Here is a 26,925-nt window from a genome sequence, read left to right on the forward strand (position 1 = left end):
CTAAAAGACCTTCCTACCCTATACCCCGCCCTGCCACGCGCAGGAAGTACCCAGCCCAAACTCGGTGTGGCCGATTTCGGAGGTGCCGTACCACAGCGTGTGCGGCGGCAAGCAGTCCGCGACGGCCGCGGTGACTTTGGTCAACGGCAGCTCAGAGGAGCCGTTGACGATGACCCTCCACACGTGCTCACCCACCGGCGGCTGGCCGTGTTTATCCATGTACTCGTTGACCAGGATATTGTCGGGCTCGCAGGTAAAGGAGATGATCTCTGCGTTGATATCGAGCGGCTCGACGCCGCCTTCGCGCAAACGCTGCGGCATATCTTTGAGAACCTTGTCCCATTCGGCTTCGGTCATAAGTATTGACAAGTCAGTACTGATGTCCATCTCATTCCTCCTTCAAGGATTCCACGTACGCGCGGTCGGCATCGCTCAGGTCCGCCGCGTCCAGCAGCTCCGGGCGGCGCTTCCACGTCCGGGCCAGCGACTGCTCGCGGCGCCACCGGTCCACCTTGGCATGATCCCCGGAAGTCAGTACATCCGGAACTGCCAGGCCGCGCCACTCTCGCGGTTTGGTGTAGCTAGGACCTTCCAGCAAGCCATCGGAGAAAGAGTCCTCCTCGTGCGAGCGCCGGTTCCCCAACACGCCTGGGATGAGGCGCACCACCGCTTCAGCAATGACCAGCACGGCGACCTCTCCGCCGATGAGCACGTAATCGCCGATGGACACCTCGCGCACGCGGTAGCGCTGCGCGGCATCCTCGACGACGCGCTGATCGATGCCCTCGTAGCGCCCACACGCGAACACGATGTGTTCCTCGGTGGACCAAGCTTGCGCATCGGCCTGAGTAAAAGGCGCTCCCGCGGGAGTCGGCACGATAAGCAGCGGCTTGTCCGAATTCTCGCTTTCGCCATAGGAGCGTGCCTCGACGCCATGGATGTCGTCGTGGCGCGGCTTGCTCAGATGCGGCAAAGCGCTCTGCAGGTCCTGGGTGGAGGCGGTGCCGGAGGAGACGTCGTCAAGCGCGGGCCCCCATACCTCAGGCTTCATCACCATCCCTGGGCCGCCGCCATAGGGGGAATCGTCGACGGATTTGTGCACGTCGGTGGCCCACTGGCGCAGGTCGTGCACGCCCACCGCAAGCTTTCCCTGCTCGATGGCCTTGCCCAGCAGCGCGTGGCGCAGCGGGTCGAGGTACTCCGGAAAAATGGTGAGAACGTCAATCCTCATAGGTCGAGCAGCCCTTCCGGCGGGGTGATGGTGCAGGTCCCCGCCTCCAAATCAACCTCCGGCACGATCTCCTCCACGAAGGGAACGAGCGCTTCTTTACCTTCGGTGAGAGTGATTTCAAGGAGGGACTGCGTGGGTCCGTGCGTTACGCCGGTCACCTCGCCCACCTCACTACCATCAAGGAGAACGCGCAGACCTTCTAACTCGTGGTCATAGAAGCCGTCGTCTTCCGGGTCATCCAGGGGTTCGGCGAAGAACTGGGTGCCGCGCAGGGAATCCGCGGCCGTGCGGTCCGGGACTTCCTTGAACGTGATGAGCAGGCGCCCCTTGTGGGCGCGCACCGCAGCGATGGTGAGTTCGTGTTCCTTCTTGCCTTGTGTGCCGTGGAGAACCTCGCCGACGGCGAATCGGGTCTCAGGGGAATCGGTGGTCACCTCGACGGAGACCTCGCCTTTAATGCCGTGGGATTTCACCACGCGACCAATGAGTAGTTCCATGCCTGCTAGCTTAACGGGCTACGCTGGGGCGGCATGACTGAGCTTCCGATCAATGATGTGACCACCTTTGGCGACGCCTCCCACAACAGCGCCGCCCTCACAACGCTAAACCTGCTCGATGAGGCGCCTGAACCGAACCCATCGCGCCCCAGACCAGCCGTTAAGCGGGTCCTCAGCGCCGATGGTGCGAACCTCATCCTCTTTTCGTTCCTACCTGGACAAGACCTACCTGACCACAAAGCCGCGCACCCTATCACTGTCCAAGTGCTACAAGGAGCGGTGACTTTTAGTTGCGGAGAAGAAGAGCACCTGCTCGTTCCCGGACAAATCGTGCACCTTCCGGCGCGCATACCACATGCGGTGTCCTGCAGCGATCAACCTGCACTCATGCTGCTCACCATGTTAACGCCGAACATTGGCGCGAATGTCTAGACTTTTAGTACGATACTTTTATTGTGAGTAGTTCGAAGCCGTATCACCATGGAAATTTGCATGAAGAGATCCTCCGGGAGGCCATCAAGCTCGGCCGGGAAGGTGGACCGGAGGCGGTGACGATTCGCGCGGCAACGCGCGCGGTCGGTGTCTCCCCGACAGCCGCCTACCGTCACTTCAAGGACCAAGCCGCGCTTCTCGACGCCGTCGGGACCGTCGCCACCTACGAACTCATCACCAAGCTCAGCGATACCTTCGAAACGACGGAGGGCACCATCATTGACAAAATGATGGCGGCCGGTTTCACCTACTTCCACCATGCCTTGGAAGAGCCGCACTTCTTTATGTGCATGATGGCCGCGAGCAGCTTTGATATTCCGGCCGGGCTCGTAGCCGCGGCTGAGGGGCCCGGCGAAGACCCCCGTGTACAAGCCATGTTCAATTTCTACGGCTACATGGCACAGTACGCGCGCTCGATTGGCCAGGAACCCAATAGGCAGCACATGATGCAGAATTGCCTAGCCGGATGGTCCACGGTGCACGGTTTCACAGTCTTGTGCCTCAGCGGTCATTTGGGATCGCTACCGGAGGAAAAGGTGGAAGCTATGGCGCAGTCGGTTATTGCCTCCGCTGTCCGCGGGTTGGACTTCGAAAATCCTCTGGAGGTCCGCCTCCCACGGCCGAAAAACTAGATAATCCCCGCGACCTACAGGTCAGCGGGGTTAATCTTTTAGCCGAGTAGAACTTACTCTGCGGACTCCTCAGCCTCAGCGGAGTCGGCCTCTTCAGCCTTAGCAGCCTCTTCCTCGGCCTTAGCAGCCTCAGCAGCAGCGGCTTCCTCAGCAGCCTTCTCGGCGGCAGCCTTAGCCTCGGCCTCTTCCTTGGCCTTGCGCTTCTTCTCGGTGATAGCCTCGATGGTCGGGCCGTTGTTGGCCTCAGCCAGTGCAGCGTTGAAGAGGTCCAGCTTGGACGGCTTCGGCTCAGCAACCTTCAGGGTGCCCTCTGCGCCCGGCAGACCCTTGAACTTCTGCCAGTCACCGGTCACCTTGAGCAGTGCGAGAACCGGCTCGGTCGGCTGTGCGCCGACACCCAGCCAGTACTGAGCGCGCTCGGAATCGATCTGAATCAGGGACGGCTCCTGCTTCGGCTGGTAGATACCGATGTTCTCGATAGCCTTGCCGGAGCGACGGGTGCGTGCATCAGCAACGATGACACGGTACTCAGCGTTGCGGATCTTACCCATACGCTGCAGCTTGATCTTAACGGCCATGATTGGCTCCTTTTCTAGTCACCGGGCAGTTCAGACACGCGCCGCTTGGTGGCGCGCCGGTTCAACCCTTGAATTTTATCTTGCGCGTGACGTGCCGGCCGTCCGTAGGCGGTACCGACGTTACGCAGAGATGAAGTTTTACGTGTCCTCCACGCGGTGCGTGAACAACCTCAACAACTTTAGCGGAACCCACACGAGATAGGAAATTCCCCTTAGCTCTTGCGTGGTTAGGCCTTACCCCGCGAAGGGGGTAGTCTGTAATGCGGTTATTTCGACGCCACACAATCCTCTTTTTATGAATAAACAAGCCCCCTCTACATTCCGCTACCGTTACGACCTCGACGGCCTCCGCGGCATCGCGATCGCCTTGGTTGTTCTGTACCACGTCTTCGTTGGTCGTGTCTCAGGTGGCGTCGATGTCTTCCTCCTGCTTTCCGGTTACTTCTTCTTAGGCTCGCAGCTGCGCTATGCCGCACGGCCGAATGCCTCCCTGAACCCGTGGTGGCCCATCTGGCGCACGCTCCGCCGGCTTGTTCCTTCCCTCGTGCTCGTCATCGGCGTGAGCTATGTGCTTGTCCGGCTCTTCGCGCCGAAGCTCATGAACACGGAGCTCACCAAGCAGATCACTGCGACGGTCTTCTACTACCAGAACTGGGAATTGGCACGGCAGAACGCTGACTACGCCGCCGCTTCAGCAACAACATCGCCTCTGCAGCACATGTGGTCCATGGCAGTGCAGGGCCAGTTCTACCTACTGGGCATCTTCTTCGCCCTTGGCTTGGCCGCTTTCATGCGCCTGCGCCCAAAGAACACGGGGCTGCGAGAACAGCGCTTCTCTTCCATTAATTCCATCGCTGGCCCGATTCTCCTCGTAGTTACCGTCGTCTCTTTTGCCTATGCATCCCGCGACGGACTCTTCGGCACCCCCGAAAATTACTACTCCACATGGTCTCGCGCTTGGGAGCTGACTTTGGGCGCAGTGCTCGTCATTTATGGTTCGCACCTGCGCATGCCGCAGCGCCTGTCCAACCTCGCCACGGCTCTCGGCTTGGCGGCTCTGGCTAGTACCGGCCTAGTTATCTCCGACAGCTTGGCCTTCCCTGGGCCGCTGTCTCTTCTGCCCATCGGCGGTGCAGTACTCATCATCATTGGTTCTGGCGGGTCGTTCTCGCGGGTGCTCACCACCCGGGTATCTCGCTGGCTCGGTGATATCGCCTACCCGCTCTACCTGTGGCATTGGCCGCTACTCATCATTTCCATCGCCGCGCTCGGTCTTGAGACTCCTCCGTGGTGGCTCGGATCCATCATCATCGTGGTGTCGCTGGGCTTGGCGGACGTGACGCACCGTTTCGTCGAGAAGCCCCTGCGCCAGCACCGCAAACGCCCGCTTGCCGACGACCTCCCCGTCCACCGCGGTTTCGCCGACCTTCGCACGCGCACCGGCGCTCTGCGCGGCGTTGGCGGAGTCGTCGTCGCCGCCTGCACCGTTGCACTCGTGGCCGTTCAACCGCTGTGGCTGCGCAGCCTACAGGAGGCGAACCAGGAAATCCTCGACCCGAAGCTCTACCCAGGGGCAACGACCTTCGTCGAGAACATCACGCCGCCTGAGAACGTAGAGATCAAGCCTGATCCGATTCTCGCGCGTGGCATCCAGCCGCCAGTCGCCGATAACTGGTGCTTCATCCCGGAACAAGAGCCAACGGACTACTTCATCGAGACCCAGAAGGACGGCGTGACGCCGTGCATCTTTGGTGACGTTGATTCCGACGTCGAGGTCTACTTGGTAGGCGGTTCGCACGCGGAGCAGTATTCTTCGGCCTTGGATCACTTGGGCCGCGAGATGGGTTTCAAGCTGGTTCCGCTCACCCGCGTGGGTTGCCCCATTGAGCTCGGCGATGAACTGAGTGTCAAGCCTTCTTGCGCCGAGTGGAGCAAGGAAGCGGTCAAGCGCATTATCGACGCGGACCCGGCCCTCGTAGTCTCTAATTCAACGCGCCCCGGTCAGCCCTTGGGTCACGGCCCAGACGCTGTCCCGCCCGGCTATAAGGCCTTCTGGGACGAGTTGGCCAAGCACGATATTCCCTTCTTGGGTTTCCGTGATAACCCGTGGGGATTCGATGAGCACGGCAATGGCCTCCAGTTTGATGAATGCTACGTAGCCACCCAGGATTCCCTCGGCTGCGGCATGCGTTTCGAAGAGGTCTACGCTCCCTATGACCCCGGCGCCGAAGTCCTCTCCCAGTACAAGAACATGCTGGCCGTGGACACCTCGAAGTGGTTCTGCGATGCCAACGGCGATTGCCCGGTCATCATCGGCAACATCATGGTCTACCGCGATATGCACCACTTCACCAAGGCCTTTGCGGATTCGGCCATCCCGCTCATCCGTGAAGCCATCACCCCCTTCCTCAATGGCGAGACGGTGCAGCAGCAGCCCCCGCAGATTCCGACGGACAGTCCCATGGTGCCCCAGACCGCTGAGACGTCACCGGCCACACCCGCGGTGCCTATCCCCTATCCTGCATATCCAGCAGATAAAGCCATTTAGTCCAAAAGGGCCGGCGCTAAAAAGCGCCGGCCCTTTCTTAACGAAGAATGCTGCTGCATTCTTCGTTATTTCTTTTTGCCCTGCCCAAAGTCCAGGTTGTTGAGGTCGATATTCTCCATGCCCTTGGGCATCTTGATATCGCCTAGCCCGGGCATGCCGCCGCCGAGCTGTTCCTGCATCTTCTGCAGTTCCTGCATCGACGGCATCCCGCCACCCATGCCAGGCATTCCCCCACCACGACGCTTCGGCGGCTTGCGCTTGCCATTCTTGCCCTTGCGGCCCTTCGGCTTCTTCTTGGTAGCGGAACGCCCACCGCCCATGCCCGGCATGCCAAAACGACCGGCCATCTGCGACATCATCTTCTTGGCTTCGGTGAAGCGCTCGATGAGCTGATTGACGTCAGAAACGCTCACACCAGAACCGAGGGCAATACGCTTGCGGCGCGAAGCGTTGAGAATCTTCGGGTTCTCGCGCTCCTCCGGCGTCATACCGCGGATGATGGCCTGGATGCGGTCGAGCTGCTTTTCGTCGACCATGTCGGCGATCTGGTTCATCTTGTTGCCGCCGGGCATCATCTTGAGCAGGTTGCCCATCGGGCCCAGATTGCGCACCATGAGCATCATGTCCAAGAAGTCATTGAGCGTCATCTCGCCGGAGCCCATCTTCTTGGCGGCTTCCTCCGCCTTGGACTGATCCAGCTTGGATTCCGCCTGCTCAATCAGTGTCAGCAGGTCACCCATGCCCAGAATTCGCGAGGACATGCGCTCCGGGTGGAAGACATCGAAATCCTCGAGCTTCTCACCGGTGGAGGCGAACATGATGGGCTTGCCCGTGACCTCACGAATGGACAGCGCCGCACCACCGCGAGCGTCACCGTCCAGCTTGGTCAGGACGACACCGGTGAAGTCCACGCCATCGCGGAAGGCCTCGGCGGTCTGCACTGCGTCTTGACCGATCATCGAGTCGATGACGAAGAGGACTTCGTCCGGGTTGACGGCGTCGCGGATATTGCGGGCCTGCGTCATCAGGGTTTCATCAATGCCGAGGCGGCCGGCGGTATCGATGATGACGATATCGTGCTGGGTGCGCTTGGCCTCTTCGATACCGCGCTTGGCGACGTCCACCGGATCCCCATGAGAGGTACCCATCTCATGCTCGTGGGAATCCAGGGAGGTGCCAGGATCCGGAGCGTAGACGTCTACCCCGGCGCGCTCGCCGACGATCTGCAGCTGCTGCACCGCGCCCGGGCGCTGGAGGTCACAAGCCACCAGCATCGGGGTGTGCCCCTTGGAAGCCAGATGCTTGGAAAGCTTGCCCGCCAAGGTGGTCTTACCAGCACCCTGAAGGCCGGCGAGCATGATGACCGTCGGCGGGTTCTTCGCCAGGTTCAGGCGGCGGGTCTCGCCGCCGAGAATCTCGATGAGCTCCTCGTTGACGATCTTGACTACCTGCTGCGCCGGGTTCAGTGCCTCAGAAACCTCGGCACCTGCCGCGCGTTCCTTAATGCGCTTAATAAAGCCGCGCACGACGTTGAGCGAGACGTCCGCCTCCAGCAACGCCAGACGGATTTCGCGTGCTGTGGCATTGATGTCCGCCTCGGTCAGCTTGCCCTTGCCGCGCAGGCCGGACAGGGCTGATTGCAAGCGGTCAGACAAAGACTCAAACACGTTAAAAGTGCTCCCTCAACTATCGTGGATAAATTTATAACTTCCCCAGCTTAGCCGTTGACCAGTGCTTGGGTCACATTCCGGACCAGGGTGGCACGGGGGACGTCGCCAAGCGGCACTGCGTGAAGCACCATCGTGGCGCCCGGTGTGGTGGTGGATAGCCACTCGCACTCCGGAAGCAGCGCCAGCACGTGGCCTAGGGTACCTGGGTAGTCATCAATTCGAACCTCGAAGACTCCCCTGGTCCACATCGCAGTCGCGGGCCCTGGTACAAAATCCGGCAGCACCGTGTAAGTTCCGGATTTATAAGACTGCACGAGGCGTTCCTCTACCGTTGCGAGATCGATGGCACCGTGGAGGGCGCGGATATCGAATTCGCCAGCATAGCCCTCCTCAGTGCGCACGAGGCGCGAGGAGAGGATGTTCCAGCCCAACGCTGCGATGAGCGCCAGCGCGCGCACAGCCTCCCGTTGGTAGCTGCCGCGCCACAGGACGGTAAAGCTGTCATCCTCGGGGTTGTGGCGCAGTCCGATATCACGGTCGGCGGCAACCAGAGGACGAACTGGTCGAAGTGCTTCCAGTTGTGCGAAAGCGCGGCCACTGACCGCTTCGATTCCCTTCTCCAGCCTGCGGTTCCACACGCTAGGACCGGTGGACTCGGCATCGGTGCGGGCGAGCACAACGAGGAGCGCCAGAGTCAGGTAGTCATAACGCACGGCTTCGAGGAGCTCGTCACGCGCTTCATCGGATAAGGGGTCCGTGCGGGAGACGATGCGCGCCAGAGTGGTGTGCTCTGCGACCACGGTTTGCACGCGGGAGCGATCCGCCAGGTCGAGACCAAGCTTGGCCGCGGCACGCGCCACCATCTCCGCCCCCACCAGCTCGTGAGGGCGGCCATATCCTTTCCCAATATCGTGGTAGAGCCCCACCAAGAGCAGCAGATCGGGCCGCGCCACGGAGGTGCGGGCTTCTGCACAGCGCGCGACGGTAAGGATGGAGTGATAGTCCACGGTGTGAGAGTGCGTGCGCTCCCGCGGCAACAAGCCTCGAATGTGCTCCCACTCTGGGACGATTCGCTCCCACAGGCCATGCGCGTCCATCTCCTGGATGAGGCGCGGAGTGTTGAGGGGCGAGGACAATAAACTGAAGAATGCATCCGTCGCAGCGGCGGGCCAGCGTTCGGGCAGTTCCGGCAACTCGCGCAGCTGTTCCCAGACATGAGGCGGGACGCTTCTGCCCGAGCGCGCTGCGGCGGCGGCCACGCGCAAAAGCAACCACGGCTCATCCAAGTTGGCGGTGCGTGCGAGACGGATCTCGCCCCCGGCATCAACCACCCCGATATCGAGGGGTTTGCGTGTGCGGTTGTGGCTGCGTTTGGATACGACTCCCCGGGCAGTCGCCAATGCCCTCTCCACGGCTTTGTCTACCGCAGTAGCAGCGGTGACGACGGCCGCGGACAACTCATAACGGTCGGCGAAACCAAGCTCGTGGGCGATCTCCGCGGCGAATTCGGGGTCGAGGACGTCGCGGTGCCGGCGGGCGGTGACGTGGAGGAGCGTGCGGACGTCGAGAAGCAAGGCCTGCTCCTCCTCAAGTGCTGGGGCATCCGCGAGGTTGCCGAGGGCGAGCGCCCGCAGGAATTGGATATCGCGCAGGCCGCCGCGCCCATTTTTAATATCCGGGTGGGTCATCGTGGCCAGGGTGCCGGAGCGGCGCCAGCGGGTGATGGCGAGGTCGACGAAAGCGTCGAAGTTGCTCTGCAGCAGGCGACGCCACGAGGCATAGACCTGGGCGCGGGTAGAATCTACCAGCTGCTTATCGCCGGCGACGAAGGCCAGGTCCAGCTGCGCGAAGCCGGCGGCGGGATCAGAACCGGCGATGGCACCGAACTCGCGCGGAGTGCGCACAGCGTAGTCAAGCCGGTATTTGGCATCCCAGATGGGGTACCAGATTTCGGCGACCACATCTTCGGGCAGCTCCATATCATCCGGGTGAAGGAGGATGAGGTCGAGATCCGAAAAAGGGGCCATCGCCCGGCGGGCGAAGGAACCCGTGGCGGCAAGCGCACAGCCGGGCGGAAGCTGCAGGGACTGCGTGAGATCTATCGCCGAGGCATAGGCTTCCTCACGCAGTTGAGCGGCCGTAGACACTTCTTACAGGGCTGCCTCGCCGCGCTCGCCGGTGCGCACGCGGATGACGTCCTCAACAGGAGTAATCCAGATCTTGCCGTCACCGATCTTTCCGGTATAGGCAGCATCAACGATGGCAGAAAGGATATCCTCCACCTGTTCGTCGGAGGTGACTACCTCCAGCTTGACCTTGGGTACGAAGTCGGTGGCATACTCGGCACCACGGTAGACCTCGCTGTGGCCGCGCTGCTGACCGAAACCCTGGGTCTCGGTCACGGTCAGGCCGTGCACGTCGTGCTGCTCCAAGGCCTCACGGATTTCCGGCAGCGTGAACGGTTTGACGATGGCAGTGATGAGCTTCATCTGTTACTCCTTAGCTCCGGCGGTGTCGACCCGCGGCTGGACGGTTGGTGCAGGATTAATCCTAGCGTCGTGGGTGTGGCGGCGGTGCGACGCCACGGACTCACGGAAATCATAAGCGGTCTCACGGTGCTCAGACAGATCGATGCCTTCGGCTTCATCATCAATCCGCCACCCCAGGGTGGCGCGGATGATGAGTGCCGCCACCAGAGTAATAGCAGCTGAGAACAGCATCGCGACGATCGCGATGAGCGCTTGGACGACGAGCAGCTTGAGGCCTTCCGAAAAGTGCCCAGTGAGGATGCCGTTATCCGTGGCAAAGAAGGCCAATCCGACGGTTCCCCACAGACCAGCGCACAGGTGGACTCCAACGACATCCGGGGAATCATCAAAGCCCCAACGGTACTTCAGGCCGATGCACAGGCAGGCGATAATCCCGCCGAGGAAGCCGAGGGCGAGAGAACCGAGCGGGCTGAGCGCTCCTGCCGCCGGGGTGATGGCGACGAGTCCCGCAATAGCGCCGGATACTGCGCCAAGCGAAGTAGCGGCGTGGTCTCGGATGCGTTCGACCAGCATCCAGCCGAGCATCGCTGCGGCCGCCGCAACAGTGGTGTTGAGCCATGCCAAGCCTGCTAGCCCATCCGCAGCGAAGGCGGAACCGCCATTGAAACCGAACCAGCCGAACCACAGAAGCGCAGCGCCCAGCATCACCATCGGGAGGTTGTGGGGCCTATCGATGTGCTTCGGAAAGCCCGCGCGCGGGCCCACGACGATGGCCAGAACCAGGGCAGCCGCACCAGCGGAGATGTGCACGACGGTACCGCCGGCGAAGTCGATGGGAGCGATGAGGGCCTCACCGTTTGATACACCGAAGAGCCACGCTGCGAGTGAGCGCGGGGCATGGGAGAGCACTCCCCCCGCCCCACACCATGTGGGCGAGCGGAAAGTAGGCGAAGGTCACCCACACGCCTGCGAAAGTTAACCACGCGGAAAACTTCACGCGGCCGGCGAGGGCACCGGAGATGATGGCTATCGAAATAATGGCGAACGTGGCTTGGAAACCGATGTCGATGACGTTGGGATAACCAGCGCTACCGGCAATGTACTCGGCGGCGGGCCCGGTGATTTGGCCGCGCAGCCCCCAGGCTTCAAACGGGTTGCCCACGATTCCCGCCAGCGAACTGCCCGCATAAGACATTGACCATCCCCACAGGACGTAGAGTACTGGGACCAGCGCTAACGCGCCGAAGGACATCATCATCATGTTGAGGACGTGGCGATTGCCCGCCATTCCGCCGTAGAACAATGCCAATCCGGGGGTCATGAGCAGCACCAAGGATGCGCTGATCAGCATCCACGCTGCATCACCGGACGAGAATGCATCAGGAGTCATAGTTCAACTAACCTCTTTTCTATAACTTGATAGGTACAGTTCCCAAAATACCTATAGCTCTATAGATTTAGGAAGAAGTATGAGTCCTAGATCACATCCACGATCTAAAAAGCGGTGAGAACAGCACTATCCTCACCGCTTTCCTGAAGCTTCTCCCCTAGATTTCTTCCTCAGAGGCTTCAACTGTCTGCATACTCTTGCGCATGCGCTTGGCGTACTTCACATCCGTGACGGTCACGCCGTAGATGGAACGGCCCATGTAGAAGGAGCCCACCGACGCGATGATCCACACGCCGAAACACGCGATCATGACCTTGATCAGCGACCACAGGGAAAACCCGTTCTCAGCAAAATCCACGACCAACTTCGCCACAAGCAGCAGCGGAACGGCCAAACCGACCGTCGGCCCCAGCAGGTTGACGCGGGTCAGGGCATCGGGCGCACGCCACAAGGCGATGGCGGTCCCAATGACCAAGACCGTGGCTACGACCAACAGAATCGAGGCGATAATCTCCGCGATAGTCATGGTCTTACCTCCTACCCTTCGAGATGATGCGGGCCATCGACAACGTCGGCAGAACGCCGGCCGCAATAGCCGCGAGCATGGCGATGTCATAGACGATGGACGCGTGATTAGTCATGGACCACGAAATATACATGCACAGCATGCCGTAAAAGACCATGTCACTCATCACGGTTCGGGTGAGCTCATCGCGGGAGCGCAACGCCAGCACCAACGCCGCGCACACCGATGCACCAATGAGGAAAATACAGACAAAAACTACCCATTGAAAGGCGCTCATCGAGGAAAAATCAATCATTTCTTATCATCCTTTCGGGCATCCTTGTTCTGCGCAACCTGGCGCAGGGGCCACACGGAATACTTCTCCACATCATGCGCGGCCAGCGGGGTATCGTCCGTCTTCGCGATATCGGGTGCACGCATATGGCGGCCCAGCGTATCCAGCGGGTACTCGTAAAACGTGGGCGCGAGCTCCTTTGTGGGGCCCTGACCAGGAACGCCATAGTCAATTCCCTTCACCCGCGGGGCGAGGCGCTCCTCCATATCCGCCAGATCTTCCATGATGCTGGCTGGGTCATCCCCCATGACCGCCTGAACCAGCACGATGCGCGGCAGGCCTTCTGCCACCGGCTCGCGCAAACCCAAGGACAGCGTCCCCGGGGTTGCCGTAATGGACGAGGTGAACCAGAAGATCTCCCACGCGCTAGTCACGCGCAAGGGGTACCGCACCACTACCGGCCGGTAGTTATTCTGCGGCTTGAAGGATTCCGCGGCGAGCGAGAAACCCGCGACGAAGATTTCCTTGATCAGCCATAGCGCGTAGACAACGGCATGCACTGCAGTCTTCATTTAACGGCCCTCCTGAAGGGAGTCGATGTCGGGTAGGGCTACGGGGCCGTCGCCAAGCACTGCGTCTGCATAAGCCTCCGTATTCAACAAGTCCGCTGAGGCTTCCATCGTGACGCTGATGACCGGACCGGATAGAACGAACATGGTCAGCGAGCCCAAAATGAGCGCTGCCGAGGGCGCCATCAGCTTCTTGCGAATCACAAGTTCATCGGGCACCTTCTCCTTGGGCAGGTCCTTGCCCCAGAAGACTCGGCGCCACACGCGCAACATGGCAAGGAATGCCGCGAAGGACGCGATGATGATCACCGTGATTACGGTCCAGGCCCATCCCCCGCCGGTACGGGCGATTTCCGCGACGATGAGGACCTTGCCCCACATACCGGAGAAGGGTGGGAAGCCCACGACGGAGAAGGCACCGGCGGCAAAGATCCACGCGATAATCGGATCACGGCGCGCCAAGCCAGAAAGCTTGTTGAGCCTGCCCGTACCGTAGGTCTCCTCAATAGCACCGGAGGCCAAAATAAGCGAGCCCACCGTGAGCATGTGGTGAATGGTGTACAGGATTCCAGCAGCCAGCGCGCGCTGGGCATCATGGGTAGTGAAGGCCATCATCACGAGGATGAAGGGCATACCGTTGAGCATCTGGTAGCCCAGCACGCGGCGAATGGAGTTTTCAGCTAGGCCGCCGAAAGCACCAACCAGCATGGAGATGATCATGATGACGATGATGAGTGTCCCCCACCGCTGGTCCATATCAAAGAGCTGCACCCACAGGCGGTAGAGCATGTACACCGCGACCTTGGTGTGCAGGCCAGAGAACAGGCCCATGACGGCAGCGGACGTTCCCGGGTAGGTGCGCGGCAGCCACGACTGCACGGGGAACACACCGGCCTTCGCGGCGATGGCGATAACGATGATGCCCGAGGCCACCGTCACCGGACCATTACCGGCGGCAGCACCCGTGAGCGCCGCCAGGTTGACCACGCCAGCCACCGAGTAGATATAGCCCACACCGACCACCAAAAGCGTGGAGGCGAACAAGTTCACCAGCACGAAGGCGCGGCCGGCAGCCAAGCGTGACCAGGTACCAGACATGGTGATGAGGCCATAGGACGGCAGTAGCATGACCTCGATGAACACGAAGAAGTTGAAGAGATCAGCGGTGAGCAGGGCGCCGCACACGCCGGTGATCAAGATAAGCGTCAGCGATGGGTAGTAGCGAGACTTAGTCTCGCCGCCCACGATGGCAAACCAGTTGGCGCCGAAGGCCACGATCATCGTCGTGATGAGCATCAGTGCTGAGAAGGTATCGGCCGCGAAGGCGATACCTGCGTTACCCACGTAGTTACCCACGCTATGCGCCACCACACCGTTGTTCATGGTGTAGAGCAGCAGCGCAAAGGAAGCGAAGATACCCACGCCCGGAACGATGAGCATGATGGCATCGCGCACACGATGCCACGGCGCGAGCAATGCGAGCGCCGCCGATACGAGGGGAACCGCCGGGAAGAGCGGGAGGAGGGCGCTTACGGTGTCATACATCTAGTTGTCCTCCTCTTGTTCGAGTTCTTTCAAACGATCCATCTTGTTGGCCGAGCGCTGCAGAATCTCGCGGTTCTGGGTATCTCGTCCCAGAGTGGAGAAAGCGTGGTCAATGGTGTTGTCATCCACAGGCTCCACGACGTCCGTGTCGTCGTTCGCGCCCATCGCCGCCATGGTCAGCAGGATGGTCGAGGTTGCCATGGAAATCACCACGGCGGTCAGCACAAAGGCTTGCGGCAGCGGGTCAGCCATCTGGTCCAGGCCCACCTGCGACGGAAAGGACTCTCCGCGGTAAGAGTACACGCCGGTGGCCAGAAGCATGAGGTTGGCACCGTGGCCGAAGGCCATCATGCCCAGCACGATGTGCACGAGGCCGCGCTGCTGGATGAGGTAGACAGCGCTACCGATGAGCAATGCAATGGTCAGTGCGAGGATCATGAGCTCTTCTCCTCTGTAGCCGAAGTGTGGTGGGGCGAGGACGCGCGGCGGCGTGCCTCGGATTCATTGAGCAACGCCGTTGGGTCCGAAGACGGGTTGATGGATTCGGGGTAGGGGTCATCGACATCCTCCAGCACCACGCGCGGCGTGTTCGGCAACGCGGAATCATCATCGTGGACCCACGGCAAGAAGTCCCGCTCGGTGCCTGGCCGCAGATAGCCACCCAAAGCATTGATGGCCATCGTGAGCATGCCCAGGACCGCCAGGTAGATACCCAGGTCAAAGATGAGCGACGTGGTCCAGTGCTGCCCCAGGGCGTGGCCGTGGATGGCAGTCAAGAAACCACCGGAACTATGCGACGTCGGGATGTAGCCGATGAAGCCAGCTACCAGCGCCACGATAATGCCCACGCCGGTGAGGTGAATCGGGGTCATGCGGCCGAAGACAATCTCATCGGTGCCGCGTGAGAGATACGTCAGGCCGATGGCCGCGCCCATGATGAGAGCAGCCGGGAAGCCGCCGCCGGAAGCCTGGTGCCCGCGGTAGAACACGATGAAGGACATGACCACCAGAATCGGGATGGCAATGGAAATTCCCTTACGCAGCGGAACCGAGTTGAGCTGCGACTGACCGAACGGCGCCGGACGCGTACCGGAGGTAAACGGGAAGCGCGGCAGCGTCGAGGTGACCGCGGCGATCACGACGGCGGCCATGCCGAGCACCGACAGCTCGCCCAAGGTATCAAGCGCACGGAATTCCACGATGATGGTGGCCACGACGTTATCGCCGCCAGTGATGTCTGGGGCGTTATTGAGGTACCACATGGACAAGTCGGAGCGCTCGTGGCGGCCCATCAGCGCCCACACACCAAGGAATGCGGTGAGTCCGGCGAGCACCGCCACCACGATGGAGCCAACCTTACGGTTGGTGTTCTGTACCGGGTGGAATTTCTCCGGCAGGTAGCGCAGGACCATCATCATGACGATGACGGACAGCGCCTCCACCGTGAACTGGGTCAAGGCAACGTCCGGTGCACCCAGCAGGAACATCTGCAAGGTCACGCCGGTACCCGCGGTACCAATCATGACCGCCCCCGTGAGGCGGTTGCGGGTACGAACCAAGCCAAACATCGACAGCGCCACGATGCCCAGCGGCAGCAGATCCCACGGGTTGTCCAGGCCATCCACGCGCGGGTTCAAGGCCACGCCGTCGACGCCCGTCGACACCAAAGTGGAGCCCGCAAGAATGATGACGAGGAGGACAATCGGCAGGATGAGCTTCGACGGGTTGTGGGTATCCGACATGCGGCCGACGAAGCGGCCGAAGGCTGCGCACACGTCCTGGATCCACTTCAGGATTTGGTTACCGGTGCGCGGCAGGAGCTGGCGCTCCTCCATCGCGGTCCACAGCGGCGTACGGAAGAACAACGCGATGATGCCAGCGATAAGCACCACCACGGAAATAAGCAGCGGAACGTTCAGGCCGTGCCACAGCGCGAGGTGGGAATGACCCTCCATGCCGATGGCCGCCACGATGTTATCGAGCGGCTTATCGAGCGCTCCCATGACGAAGATGATCGGCACCGACATCACACCGGGCAGCGCCGCGGGCAGCCACAGCCTGACCGGCGCCTCATGAACATGCGACATGTTGCGTGGGCCATCGAAGAAGGCACCGAAGATGATCTTGGCGGAGTAGGTAAAAGTGAAGAACGCACCCACGCCGGCGACGATGAGCAGCAGCACCTGGCCGGTCGAGCCAATTGGTGCCTCCTCGAAGGCGGTGAGCATTCCTTCCTTCGACACGAAGCCAAACAGCGGCGGGACCGCCGCCATGGAGGCAGCACCAATGAGCATGGAGCCAAAGGTCCACGGCATCTTGTTCCACAGCACACCAAGGCGGCGGATGTCACGTGAACCAGCCTCGTGGTCGATGACGCCAATGAGCATGAAGATGGAGGACTTAAACAACGCGTGCGCCAGCGTGTGCACGAGGGCCGCTGCGATAGCGAACGGGGTGCCAACACCAATCGTGGCCACAATCCATCCCAGGTGGGACACAGTGGAGTACGCGGTCAGCTTCTTCAAGTCCGTCTTCTGCACGGCAAAGACCGCCGACATCACTGCGGTACCCATACCGGCGACGATGAGCAGCCAGTTCCACGCTGCAACATCATGGAAGATGGTGGAGAAACGAATCAACAGATAAACGCCGGCCTTCACCACGGCCGCTGCGTGCAGGAAGGCCGAGACCGGCGTGGCGGCCGCCATGGCCTCCGGCAGCCAGAAGTGGAAGGGGAACTGCGCGGACTTGGTAAACGCCGAGACCGCAATGAGAATGGCAACCCCGGCGGTCAGGCCTGGGCGCTCGGCCCACACATCAGAGGCGAGGATGCCCTCGAGGCTCGTGGTCCCCGCAGCCGTTGCGGCAATCGCCACGCCGGACAGCAAGGTGAGGCCGCCGATGAAGGTCAGGATGAGCGTGCGCTGCGAACCGGCCTCACCGGACTTGCCGCTGCGCGCGATCAACATGAACGACGCCAGCGATACCAGCTCCCAAGCCAGGAAGAGCACCACGACGTCGTTAGCCAGCACGAGCAGGAGAATCGACAGCGTAAACGCTGTCATCAGCACATAAAAACTGACGTTGCCTTTACCTTTGGGCAGGTAGGCCGCAGAGTAGGTGAACACCACTGCGCCGATGACGAGAGCCAACATGGCAAAGAAAATGCCCAGTGCATCGCCCCGGAAGGCGAGATTAACGTCAACGCCTGGCGCGATGACATCGCGCACCCACGTCACGGAATAGGACAGTTCTTCGCCCCGGGCCAGTGCCGGAAATTCTTTAGCCAACAGTGCCGCGGCGATAATAAAAATGCCGGCTAGCGGGTAGCCGGCTGCGCGATCAGCAACCTTGACGGCTACTGGTGCTAGCGCCACTGCGACAGCTGCGAGGAGGACGACATACAAGAGTGTCACGAAAGAGTAGCCTCACGAACCGTTGTTAGGGCTGTTTAATCAGCCTCACATAGACAGGACTGTCCTAGACTACCATTGTGACCTCCCCCAAAGCACATCTTTAATGGGACGAAGACGACGAAAGCGCCCCGCAAAGGAGGCGCTGCGTCTCGAAAGAACTTAGGTCTAGCCCAGGGATCTATAAGGACTTACTTCTCCCCCAGCAAGGCATCCACGAAGCCCTCAACCTCAAACGGCGCGAGGTCATCTGCACCCTCGCCAAGGCCCACGAGTTTGACCGGCACGCCCAGTTCTTCCTGAACCTGGAAGACGATGCCGCCCTTAGCGGTGCCATCGAGCTTGGTCAGAACAACACCGGTGATGTCGACGACATCGCGGAAGATGCGGGCCTGGGTCAGGCCGTTCTGCCCGACCGTTGCGTCCAACACGAGCAAGACCTCATCGACGTCGGTCTTCTTCTCAACCACGCGCTTGACCTTGCCCAACTGGTCCATGAGGTCCACGGAGGTGTGCAAACGACCAGCGGTGTCCACGAGAACGACGTCCACTCCTTGATCTACGCCAGCGGCCACGGCGTCGAAGGCCACGGAAGCCGGGTCCGCGCCTTCCTTGCCGCGCACGGTGGTAGCGCCCACGCGGCGACCCCAGGTCTCCAGCTGGTCCGCGGCCGCTGCACGGAAGGTATCCGCCGCGCCGAGCAAAACGTTGTGTCCCATGGATACGAGCACGCGGGCCAGCTTGCCCGTCGTGGTGGTCTTGCCAGTGCCGTTGACGCCGACAACCATGATGACGGCCGGCTTGCCCTCATTCGGCATGGCCTTGATGGAACGGTCCATCTCCGGGTGGCCCACCTCGATGAGGGCCTCGCGCAGCATGGCGCGGGCTTCCGCCTCGGAGCTCACTCCGCGCTCCGCAATCTTGTCGCGCAGGGAGTCTGTAACCTGCATCGTGGACTTCGTACCCAAATCCGCCATGATGAGGGTGTCTTCGATTTCCTCCCAGGCATCATCATCCAGGTCACCTGCGGAGAGAATACCCATGAGGCCTTGGCCGATGGCATTCTGCGAACGCGACAGGCGCCCGCGCAGCTTGCCCAAGCGGCCGGCAGCCGGCGCAATATCCTCCTGCGGCTGGGCTGCCGGGGCCTCGACGACCTCAGCGTCGTCGGATACCTCTAGTTCCTCCGGCTCAGCCTCGAGTGCCGCGCTTGCCGACGCCGCTTGGGCCCCCGCCGCCGCAGCGGCCTCCTCTGCTTCAGCTTCCTCTGGCTCGGGCTGCGCTTCTGGTTCAGGCTGTGCTTCTACCACTTCCGCTGCCTCTTCTTCGGCTTCAACCTGAGCAGAAGGCTCCTCCGCAGCCGGAACCTCAGGTTCTTCCGGAGCCTCCTCTTCTACCTTCGGGGCTTCAACTACCGGCTCCGGTTCAGCAGTCTCCGGTTCGGTGGCCGGGACAGCTTCCTCTGTGTCCTCTTCATCCTTCTCAACGGCAGCGGCGCCGGAAGCAGCAGTACCAGCGGCAGCAACGCCCGCAGTTCCTGCAGCGGCTAGGCCAGCGGAGGAATCCTTATCCTCTTCCTCCTTTACCTGGTCCTTCTGTGCAGCCGGTTCCGGCTTGGGCTCTGCCTTAGGCTTCGGCTCTGCCTCAGGCGTCGGTTCCACCGCAGGCTTCGCCGCCTTCTGAGTCTCCTCCGTGCCCTTGAGCTGAGCGTTAGCGAGCTCGGTGGCATCGCGCTGCTCAGACTTCTTCTCCGCTTGCGGCTGAGCTTTGGGCTCGGCCGGTGCGGGCTTGTCAGCCTTAGCCGCAGGCACAGGTTCCTTGGTAGCGCCGCCGCCAGCCGGGGCAAAATTAAAACCAGACTTGGCCTGGTAGTTGCCGGACTTCTGCTGCTGGGTCAGCTCCTTCGGCTCCTCCGCGGGCTTTTCAAAGGAGACCTTCTTTGACTCGCCGCGCTTCTTGCCCAGAACAATGAACAAGACCACCAGCAGAATCAGGACGATGACTGCTATCGCAATCCACAGAAAAGTAGTATTCATGCTTTCCATAGTGCCAGGGTTGCCCACGCCAGGCACCATGAGGAGTCCAAAAAGGCACGAACAGATGCCCTCAGTTAACGCGAAGGCTCGACGCCGCGCATCGTGAAGCCATAAAGCACGGTAGCCACGTCCACCGTTGGCTTCTGGTCAGTGTTGGCTATGAGCTGAGAATCCTTGCGCACCTGACTTAGGTCAGGGCGGATGAGCAACGCCACTCTTGGCACTGCTACCTGGTGTTGTTCGGCAGAGGGATGGGGTTGTTCCGCAGTAAATCACTGCCTAAGCCAGGAAGGCGTCCTGCAGAAGGCATCTGGCAAACGGCATCTCTCCTATCCATCTTCACACTCCTTCCACCTGAAGTGTTTGAAGTGGAAATCTTCAATTATGGTAGCCTTACCTAAACTAGGTATAATCTTTATACTTTCCGAAGGGAGTCTCTGCCGCTGCAAACACCAGCCCTGAACGGGATTCGGTCTCAACCAACGGTGGTACCGCTGGGGCATCGGCCAGCACCAGCTGAATCCGCAGGGGCGAACCACTAATTTCCATGGTGCAGACGGCAGCGTCCGATTGCAACTTTGGTGCAGATGTATCGCAGCGCCATTCGCTTCAACGGCCTGGAGGCCGCAAATGAATCGGATGTGCTGCGTATCTACCGCTAGAAACCGCAGCACATTGGAGACCAGCCGCCAAAATGGGCGAGGTTTAGAAGATGAGAAGCGAGGGCCGAGACGAATGTTAGTCCGAAGTTGAAGGTGGCTGCGAGGTTGAAATCCATCCGGAAATATCGCGAAGTTCTGGGAATTTCCCTTCCCATCGCTGGAGTACAACTCGCCGGAGTTGCATTGACCACCACGGACGTATTGATGCTGCAGTCCGTGGGCGTACTGGCGATAGCCGGCGGCGGCCTAGCGATGCAGCTTTACAACCAGATCCGCACGATGTGCGTGGGCATGGTGACGGCCGGGGCAAATCTTGTGGCTGAAGCAGCAGCAAAAATGGAAAAAGAGAAAACCTCTTGTCAAAATTGCGAGGCGGGAGCAGAACAGATCCGGCGGGCTGTGCGCTCCTCCTTCGCGGTGGCCACTGGCACTGCAATTCTCGGCGCGTTACTGGTCATCGCCCTAGGCGGATTGGTCCTTGTTCTGCCCATCGACAAGCACGTTGCCCAACTCACCTTCGCCATGACCCTTGCGCTCGCACCCGGGTTAGTCCCGATGATGTGGCTCAACGTCCTGCGCCAATTCGCCGTGGGCATGCGAAAACCCGGCTCCCTGTTAACCATCACGCTGATATCGATATTTATAAATATCGCATTGAACTGGTTATTTATGACATGGGCAGCCTCGGATCACTGGAAGGTAGCGGGCATCGGGCTTTCTACAACTGTCATCCAACTGCTTACCTTCCTGGCCTTCCGGATTGTGGTACTGCGCATTCCCGAGCTACAGCCCTATTTCCACATCCTTCCGTGTAAAGGAGATGGGGAGACTATCTGCCGCCTCGTCCGCCTCGGGGTACCAGTCAGTCTGACCTATGGCTCGGAGGCTGCAATAACAACCATCGCCGGTTTAGTGATGGGGACCTTTAGCCCACAGATGCTAGCGGCGCACAATATTGTGAACCAACTGGCGTACATCGTTTACCAAGTGTGCATCGGCTTTTCTCACGGCGGCTCGGTGCTGATCACAAGGGCTCGGGCCGAGAGTGCCGACTCAGTGCGCGAGATTACCCGACGCATATTGTTCGTCGTGGTCACGTATCTGGGAATAATGGGCGCGCTGTGGCTTCTGTTGGGCAGGTGGGTACTGCATCCTTTCTTAAAAGAGGCAGATCCCACCACCTTTCACATTGCCGTCCTGCTCCTATGTCTCGCGGTACTGCAACAGTTCGCCAAAGGAATCCAAAACGTGGCAGTGGGCCTACTGAGAGGCCTGAAAGACACCACCTCAGGGCTACGCTGCACCCTCGTCGGGTACTGGCTGGTTGGCGTCCCCGGGATTCTGATATTTGGAAAGCTCCTCGGATGGGAAGGATATGGCGTCTGGTTAGGACTCATCATGGGTTTCGCAACCACGGCGGTACTGCTGCTACGCACATATTCCCGCCGACTGAATGAACTGACTTAACGGGAATGTTGGGGGTAAAAGTTTCATCACCCATTGTAGATAAACAAAGGTATGGCTAACCTAATAGATCCACTTGGAAGAAAGGATTGCCTTGTCCCTCACGACAACTAGGGCTCGCGGTTTTAAAACCCCACGCGCCCCTCACCACCGAATGGCCCGCGTAGTCGCCTCAGCCGTCACCGCCACTGCCCTCCTTATGACCGCTGCCTGCAGCACTAACGATGAACAACAGACCGCAGATGACGGAGAAAAGCAACAGATCACCGACATTCTCGGGCGCGAAGTCGAGGTCCCGAAGAACGTCGATCGGGTCCTCATGGGCGGGCAACGGATGCTTTACACGACATCCATCCTCAACAAAGAAAACCCGCTCCAGGGCATCGTTGCCTGGCCAGATGACCTGGAGCAGAACGACCCTGGCACGTACAAGAAGTACGAACAGAAATTCTCAGAGATCGAAGATATTGAGCAAACTGGTGAAGTTTACGACGGCTCGATGTCCGTTGAGCAAGCTTTGAATTCCCGTCCAGATGTCTTCATTGTCTCCGCAAGCAGCTTCGAAGCCGCCCAGGATGCTGGCATCGTAGACGGTCTAGAAAAGGCCGGAATCCCCACGGTTACCGTCGATTACTTTACCGACCCGGTGAAGAACACCGCACCGAGCGTGCGCTTGCTCGGCAAGGTACTCGGCCACGAGAAGGAAGCGGAAGAGTATGCCGAGTTCTATGAGTCCAAGGTGAACATGGTTCAGGAGCGCCTAGAAAAAGCCAAGGCCACCCCCACACCGACCTTCCTCTGGCGAGCTCCCGGCTACTTCGACTGCTGCTCTACCTTCGCTAAGTCCAACCTAGCCCAAATTGTTAACGCAGCGGGTGGCGAAAACGTGGGCGACGATATGATCGACGCCAAGCAGGGGCAAGTCTCTCCCGAGGCGCTAGCTGAAAAAGACCCAGACGTCATCATCGCCACCGGCGCAGACTGGACCGGCGCCAAGCAGCAGCCAAAGAAGAATGGCTTTGTACCCCTGGGCTACGACGAGTCCACCGAACAGGCAGCCAAAGACTTCCAACGCGTTGTTGACGGGCAACCTGTCCTTAAGGAAATGCGGGCGGTCAAGAACAAGCGGGCCTACGCTGCGTGGCATCACTTCTACGACTCCCCATACAACTACCTAGCCATCGAGTGGTTTGCCAAAGCCATGCACCCCGACCTGTTTTCCGATGTCGACCCGCAGGCCGATTTGGAAGAACTACATGAAAAATTCCTCCCTGTGGAGGCTAGCGGCACCTTCTGGACTGGTTTGCCATGAGCCACGGAGCACGAGCGCAATCAATTGCCACCGGAAGCGAGGTGGACGACCAAAACTCTACCCCGCAACGGCAACGCCCCCGGTCAAACTGGTACCGAACAGCTAGCAGGCGAAAGGTAGCGATCATCGCAGGGCTTACGGCCCTGCTATGCGTCACCATTGCCATAGATTTCCTCATCGGCAGCAGTTTGAACGCAAATGAGGCGCTCTACGTGCTCTTTCACCCCAGCGATTCCCGCCCAATTGACTGGCAGATCATCTTTGATATACGTCTGCCTATGACCGTCACAGCGGTGCTCATCGGTGGCACCCTCGCTGCTGCCGGCGCAGAGATGCAAACCATCTTGGATAACCCCTTGGCAGAGCCCTATACGCTGGGCATTTCCGCCGCTGCGAGCTTTGGCGCAGCCTTTGCCACCGTCTCAGGATTCACCGCGGCGGGAATCGGGGCAGCGCTGGGAATGGCGGGCAGTGCTTGGGTCTTCGCCCTCGCGGCCTGTGCGGTGATCGTCCTATTCTCTCGGTCAAAGAGCTCTGGTACCGAGGGAATGATTCTGCTGGGCATAGCCATCGTGTTCCTCTTCGATGCTCTACTAGCGCTAATGCAGTACCTCGCCTCGCAGACCCAATTAGAGCAGGTGGTTTTCTGGACCTTGGGCAGCCTTACGCGCGCTACGTGGCCTCAGATCGGCCTTCTCGCGGTCATCTCACTAATCGGAATTGCTTACTTCTACCGCAATGCGTGGACGCTGACCGCGTTTCGAATGGGCGACGACCGCGCTAGGTCCATGGGTATCAATATCCCAAAGCTGCGCACGTACACGCTGGTGGGAGTCTCCCTTATGGCGGCAACTGCCGTTTCGATGGCCGGGACAATTGGTTTCATCGGACTCGTCGGCCCACATATCGCCAGGATGCTCGTTGGTGAGGACCAACGCTTCTTCCTCACCACGTCCATCATCTCAGGTGCGCTTTTGCTGACCTCAGCCTCAGTGGTATCCAAGCTGATCCAGCCTGGGGCGATTCTGCCTGTCGGCATCATCACCGCGATTGTGGGCGTTCCCGTGTTCGTCGTCCTCATTGTTTTGCGACGCCGCCCCCGAACTGTCTCCTCAACCTAATGATCGCCTCTCCCAGTACTTCCTGCCCCAGAAAGGACCCCCTCGTGGAACAACCGCCCACGGTTCCGCCAGAACCCACACTCCGGGTAGATAACCTGTGCTTTTCCCATGGAGACGAACAGATACTGAATGACGTATGTCTCCCAAAGATCGAAGCTGGAACCGTCACCGCCCTCGTCGGCCCTAATGGCGCTGGTAAGTCGACTTTGCTGCGCTGCATGGCTAACCTATGCCGATTCAGCGGCGACGTCACTGGGCCCGAGGCAGTATATTTGCCACAGGATCCCCCGCCGGAAAGCACCCTTACCGTATTCGAATCGGTACTTCTGGCACTCCAGCATTCCCGGACGGGATTCAGCGGACTACGGGTAGCCACATCCACACAGGACCGAGTCAGCTCGGTCCTCACGCGGCTGGGGCTAGAAGACCTAGAATCCCGAACAATGTCCCAGCTCTCCGGCGGCCAGCGTCAATTAGTAAGCTTCGCCCAGGCCATCGTATGCCGGCCGCAGGCATTACTACTGGACGAGCCAACCAGCGCTCTTGACCTAAGAAATCAGCTCATCCTCATGGAGCATATTCGCGCCTATGCAGCTGAAGCACCCGCGGCGGTCGTGGTTTCGATGCACGATCTTTCACAAGCAGCGCGCTTCGCTCACCGCATTGCGGTACTCCACGCGGGCACTGTATACGCACACGGAGCAGCTAAGGACGTGTTAACCGCAAAAATGTTGCGTGAAGTCTACCGCGTAGATGGAAAAGTCACCCTTACTGATGACGGTTCTGCAGCAATCACCACATCCAGAGCCATATAAGGGGCTTGAAGTGCCCCGAGTTTTGTTCCTAGGCATGTTCCTTGATTTCTATTATTCCCTGTTGCGGGTTCTTCTTCCACAATTCGGTTTCCACCTCGGCTGGGGTTCGATATCCCAGGCTTTGGTGGAGCCTTACCTCGTTCCACCATGACACCCACTCGAACGTCGCGATTTCTACCTCGACAACATCATTCCACCTGCGAGTATGGATGAGCTCATTCTTGTAAGAGCCGTTAACGTTTTCAGCTAGAGCATTGTCATTTCAGTCACCGACGGTCCCAGTGGAAGCGGCAATCCCGTGCTGGGCGAGACGCTGGTTGTAGACAACGCTGACGTACTATAAGCCGTGATCCGAATGGTGAATAAGGCCTGTTGTTTCCTTCGCGCTCACAATCGCTTGGTTGAGTGCTTGCAGCGGTAATACCTCGGTGCGCATCGAGTCCGATAATGCCCATCCGACGATCCGCCGGGAGTAAACGTCAGTGACAAACGCGGTGTACACAAAACCCTTCTTCGTACGCACGTAGGTAATGTCGGCCACCCACAGCTTGTTTAAGGCCTTGGGCTTTGAACTCACGCTCGACCAAATCCGGGCGCAGATCCGGCCTGTTGAGGTGTACGGGTTGTGATTGGTGATCCGCCTGTGCCTGTGCCAGAAACACCAGCTAGGCGCATCAGCCGGGCGGTTTGCTCACGACCGATGTCGATTCCGTCACGGTCAAGCGCATGCCACATTGTCCGCACGCCGTAGACACCGTAATTATCCCGATGAATGGCACCAATGCGTTCAATCAGCACAGCGTCACGAAGGCGACGAGCACTTAAGCCCACGGGCTTTGGACTGGCGATAACCACGCGAGGTGATAAACCCACCAGCCCGGTTAATCTTCAACTCCGGTGCAGATGAACTCGACAGAGAAATGATTCCGGTATTTATCGATGAACCGGATCATTTCTTAACGTTTGGGGCCTGGTCGTGAGGCGAAAAAGCTGACGCAGCCTTCAGCAACTCGTTGGTATCTCGAAGCTCTTGATTTTCGCGGCGTAGCCTGGCATTTTCGGTAGCCAAATCTTCAGGAACAGGTTCTGGGATGTTTCCCGCACGACGAGCAGGCTTAAGTCCATAGACGAGCCGTGTGCCATGAAACCCCCAACTTTGAAGCTACTGCCTAGCACGCGGGATGCATCGACATGCTTTCCGCCAAGATGCGGTCCTCCACGAGACGGACCACACGGTCCTTTGCATCCTGGTCAAATTTTCTTGGCATGTTCCAGATTTTCCCATCTACTCAAACGGAACAAAACCTGGGACACTTCATCTTTGGGTCTAAAAACGCCATCTGCAATGCGTGCTGTCAAGGGGTGAATGCGCCACTTCGACCGGGAGGTAGTTGTGACGCGTTGGACTCCGAAGGATGTTAAGGATGCTGCCGTTGAGCGAGTGGCTGCAGGCGAGGCAGTTAGCCTGGTCGCGCGTGATGTCGGTGTAGGCCCCGAATCGGTTTACGGTTGGTTGAGGGGAAGAGGTGTCGAACCTCCCGGCAGGCGTGCGAGTCGTTTGCGTGATCCGTTTGTCCGTGAGGCGGACCTGACCCCTGTTTGGTAGACACCTGATATCCAGCCCAGTTGGGTTGGGAAGAAAGGTAATCTACCACCATGCC

At 59.8% G+C, this 26,925-nt stretch carries 22 protein-coding genes and 2 pseudogenes; 7 read left to right on the forward strand and 17 right to left on the reverse strand.

The features are described from left to right. Positions 1 to 18 precede the first annotated feature (18 nt). The 3 genes from QP999_RS10660 to rimM are packed head-to-tail and all read right to left on the reverse strand — an operon-like array spanning position 19 to position 1,728. Positions 19 to 387: a hypothetical protein gene (locus QP999_RS10660; protein ID WP_070533206.1), complete on the reverse strand. Its 369-nt coding sequence runs from the start codon at positions 385 to 387 to the stop codon at positions 19 to 21. Between the two features lies 1 nt (position 388). Continuing rightward, positions 389 to 1,231 (reverse strand): tRNA (guanosine(37)-N1)-methyltransferase TrmD, encoded by an 843-nt coding sequence (gene trmD / locus QP999_RS10665; RefSeq protein WP_284848280.1) that lies wholly within the window; start codon positions 1,229 to 1,231, stop codon positions 389 to 391. Then, the gene (rimM, locus tag QP999_RS10670) at positions 1,228 to 1,728 is read right to left on the reverse strand and encodes a ribosome maturation factor RimM (protein WP_070526934.1); all 501 of its coding nucleotides are present in this window, start codon (positions 1,726 to 1,728) and stop codon (positions 1,228 to 1,230) included. Before rimM ends, trmD begins: the two co-directional genes overlap by 4 nt. A gap of 33 nt (positions 1,729 to 1,761) precedes the next feature. On the opposite strand from rimM, the gene QP999_RS10675 reads away from it, so the two are divergent. Then, complete coding sequence (locus QP999_RS10675) at positions 1,762 to 2,160, forward strand: cupin domain-containing protein (RefSeq protein WP_070526931.1); 399 nt, start codon at positions 1,762 to 1,764, stop codon at positions 2,158 to 2,160. Positions 2,161 to 2,183: 23 nt separating this feature from the next. Beyond that, entirely contained in the window at positions 2,184 to 2,852 is a 669-nt protein-coding gene (locus QP999_RS10680; protein ID WP_070526927.1) for a TetR/AcrR family transcriptional regulator, read from the forward strand. Between the two features lie 53 nt (positions 2,853 to 2,905). Here the strand turns inward: QP999_RS10680 and rpsP are convergent, their stop codons facing one another. Next, a complete protein-coding gene (gene rpsP, locus QP999_RS10685; RefSeq protein ID WP_046648030.1) occupies positions 2,906 to 3,430 on the reverse strand; it encodes a 30S ribosomal protein S16 in 525 nt (174 codons plus the stop codon). Positions 3,431 to 3,725: 295 nt separating this feature from the next. Here rpsP and QP999_RS10690 point away from each other — a divergent pair, with 295 nt between their 5' ends. Next, positions 3,726 to 5,978, forward strand: coding sequence for an acyltransferase family protein (locus tag QP999_RS10690; RefSeq protein ID WP_070526924.1), 2,253 nt, complete (start codon positions 3,726 to 3,728; stop codon positions 5,976 to 5,978). Between the two features lie 65 nt (positions 5,979 to 6,043). On the opposite strand, the gene ffh is transcribed toward QP999_RS10690, so the two are convergent. The 12 genes and pseudogenes from ffh to QP999_RS10750 all read right to left on the reverse strand — a co-directional run bounded on the left by ffh (position 6,044) and on the right by QP999_RS10750 (position 20,105). Then, the gene (gene ffh / locus QP999_RS10695) at positions 6,044 to 7,645 is read right to left on the reverse strand and encodes a signal recognition particle protein (RefSeq protein ID WP_070526920.1); all 1,602 of its coding nucleotides are present in this window, start codon (positions 7,643 to 7,645) and stop codon (positions 6,044 to 6,046) included. Between the two features lie 50 nt (positions 7,646 to 7,695). Next, positions 7,696 to 9,795, reverse strand: coding sequence for a [protein-PII] uridylyltransferase (locus QP999_RS10700; RefSeq protein ID WP_070526917.1), 2,100 nt, complete (start codon positions 9,793 to 9,795; stop codon positions 7,696 to 7,698). A 3-nt stretch (positions 9,796 to 9,798) separates the two neighbouring features. Continuing rightward, positions 9,799 to 10,137, reverse strand: a complete 339-nt coding sequence (locus QP999_RS10705; RefSeq protein ID WP_070526914.1) for a P-II family nitrogen regulator — start codon at positions 10,135 to 10,137, stop codon at positions 9,799 to 9,801. A gap of 3 nt (positions 10,138 to 10,140) precedes the next feature. Continuing rightward, positions 10,141 to 11,527: pseudogene (locus QP999_RS10710) on the reverse strand (ammonium transporter). 157 nt (positions 11,528 to 11,684) lie between these two features. Further along, the gene (locus tag QP999_RS10715; protein ID WP_070526910.1) at positions 11,685 to 12,053 is read right to left on the reverse strand and encodes a Na+/H+ antiporter subunit G; all 369 of its coding nucleotides are present in this window, start codon (positions 12,051 to 12,053) and stop codon (positions 11,685 to 11,687) included. A gap of 4 nt (positions 12,054 to 12,057) precedes the next feature. Next, complete coding sequence (locus QP999_RS10720; RefSeq protein WP_070445483.1) at positions 12,058 to 12,348, reverse strand: cation:proton antiporter; 291 nt, start codon at positions 12,346 to 12,348, stop codon at positions 12,058 to 12,060. Continuing rightward, positions 12,345 to 12,899: a monovalent cation/H+ antiporter subunit E gene (locus tag QP999_RS10725; RefSeq protein WP_070526907.1), complete on the reverse strand. Its 555-nt coding sequence runs from the start codon at positions 12,897 to 12,899 to the stop codon at positions 12,345 to 12,347. Before QP999_RS10725 ends, QP999_RS10720 begins: the two co-directional genes overlap by 4 nt. Continuing rightward, positions 12,900 to 14,441: a monovalent cation/H+ antiporter subunit D family protein gene (locus QP999_RS10730; RefSeq protein ID WP_070526904.1), complete on the reverse strand. Its 1,542-nt coding sequence runs from the start codon at positions 14,439 to 14,441 to the stop codon at positions 12,900 to 12,902. It lies immediately after the preceding gene. Next, positions 14,442 to 14,879 carry a cation:proton antiporter subunit C gene (locus tag QP999_RS10735; protein WP_284848281.1) on the reverse strand — a complete coding sequence of 146 codons (438 nt, stop codon included), beginning with the start codon at positions 14,877 to 14,879 and terminating at the stop codon, positions 14,442 to 14,444. It abuts the gene before it with no gap. Then, positions 14,876 to 17,857 carry a DUF4040 family protein gene (locus tag QP999_RS10740; RefSeq protein ID WP_070526898.1) on the reverse strand — a complete coding sequence of 994 codons (2,982 nt, stop codon included), beginning with the start codon at positions 17,855 to 17,857 and terminating at the stop codon, positions 14,876 to 14,878. The genes QP999_RS10735 and QP999_RS10740 overlap by 4 nt, the downstream gene beginning before the upstream one ends. A gap of 188 nt (positions 17,858 to 18,045) precedes the next feature. Continuing rightward, complete coding sequence (gene ftsY / locus QP999_RS10745; RefSeq protein WP_070527591.1) at positions 18,046 to 19,890, reverse strand: signal recognition particle-docking protein FtsY; 1,845 nt, start codon at positions 19,888 to 19,890, stop codon at positions 18,046 to 18,048. A gap of 74 nt (positions 19,891 to 19,964) precedes the next feature. Next, on the reverse strand, positions 19,965 to 20,105 hold the full coding sequence (locus tag QP999_RS10750; RefSeq protein WP_168162408.1) for a hypothetical protein: 141 nt from the start codon (positions 20,103 to 20,105) through the stop codon (positions 19,965 to 19,967). A 552-nt stretch (positions 20,106 to 20,657) separates the two neighbouring features. On the opposite strand from QP999_RS10750, the gene QP999_RS10755 reads away from it, so the two are divergent. The 4 genes from QP999_RS10755 (at position 20,658) to QP999_RS10770 (ending at position 25,264) form a co-directional block, all read left to right on the forward strand. Continuing rightward, the gene (locus QP999_RS10755) at positions 20,658 to 22,019 is read left to right on the forward strand and encodes an MATE family efflux transporter (RefSeq protein ID WP_231732355.1); all 1,362 of its coding nucleotides are present in this window, start codon (positions 20,658 to 20,660) and stop codon (positions 22,017 to 22,019) included. A 151-nt stretch (positions 22,020 to 22,170) separates the two neighbouring features. Then, positions 22,171 to 23,328 carry an ABC transporter substrate-binding protein gene (locus tag QP999_RS10760; protein WP_049156259.1) on the forward strand — a complete coding sequence of 386 codons (1,158 nt, stop codon included), beginning with the start codon at positions 22,171 to 22,173 and terminating at the stop codon, positions 23,326 to 23,328. Continuing rightward, positions 23,325 to 24,449 carry a FecCD family ABC transporter permease gene (locus QP999_RS10765; protein WP_080975109.1) on the forward strand — a complete coding sequence of 375 codons (1,125 nt, stop codon included), beginning with the start codon at positions 23,325 to 23,327 and terminating at the stop codon, positions 24,447 to 24,449. The genes QP999_RS10760 and QP999_RS10765 overlap by 4 nt, the downstream gene beginning before the upstream one ends. After that, positions 24,449 to 25,264, forward strand: a complete 816-nt coding sequence (locus QP999_RS10770; RefSeq protein ID WP_049156256.1) for an ABC transporter ATP-binding protein — start codon at positions 24,449 to 24,451, stop codon at positions 25,262 to 25,264. Before QP999_RS10765 ends, QP999_RS10770 begins: the two co-directional genes overlap by 1 nt. 28 nt (positions 25,265 to 25,292) lie before the next feature. On the opposite strand, the pseudogene QP999_RS10775 reads toward QP999_RS10770, so the two are convergent. Then, positions 25,293 to 26,532 (reverse strand): annotated as a pseudogene (locus QP999_RS10775) (IS3 family transposase). Positions 26,533 to 26,925 lie beyond the last annotated feature (393 nt).

Source organism: Corynebacterium sp. MSK004 (genome assembly GCF_030232515.1).
GTDB lineage: Bacteria > Actinomycetota > Actinomycetes > Mycobacteriales > Mycobacteriaceae > Corynebacterium > Corynebacterium hesseae.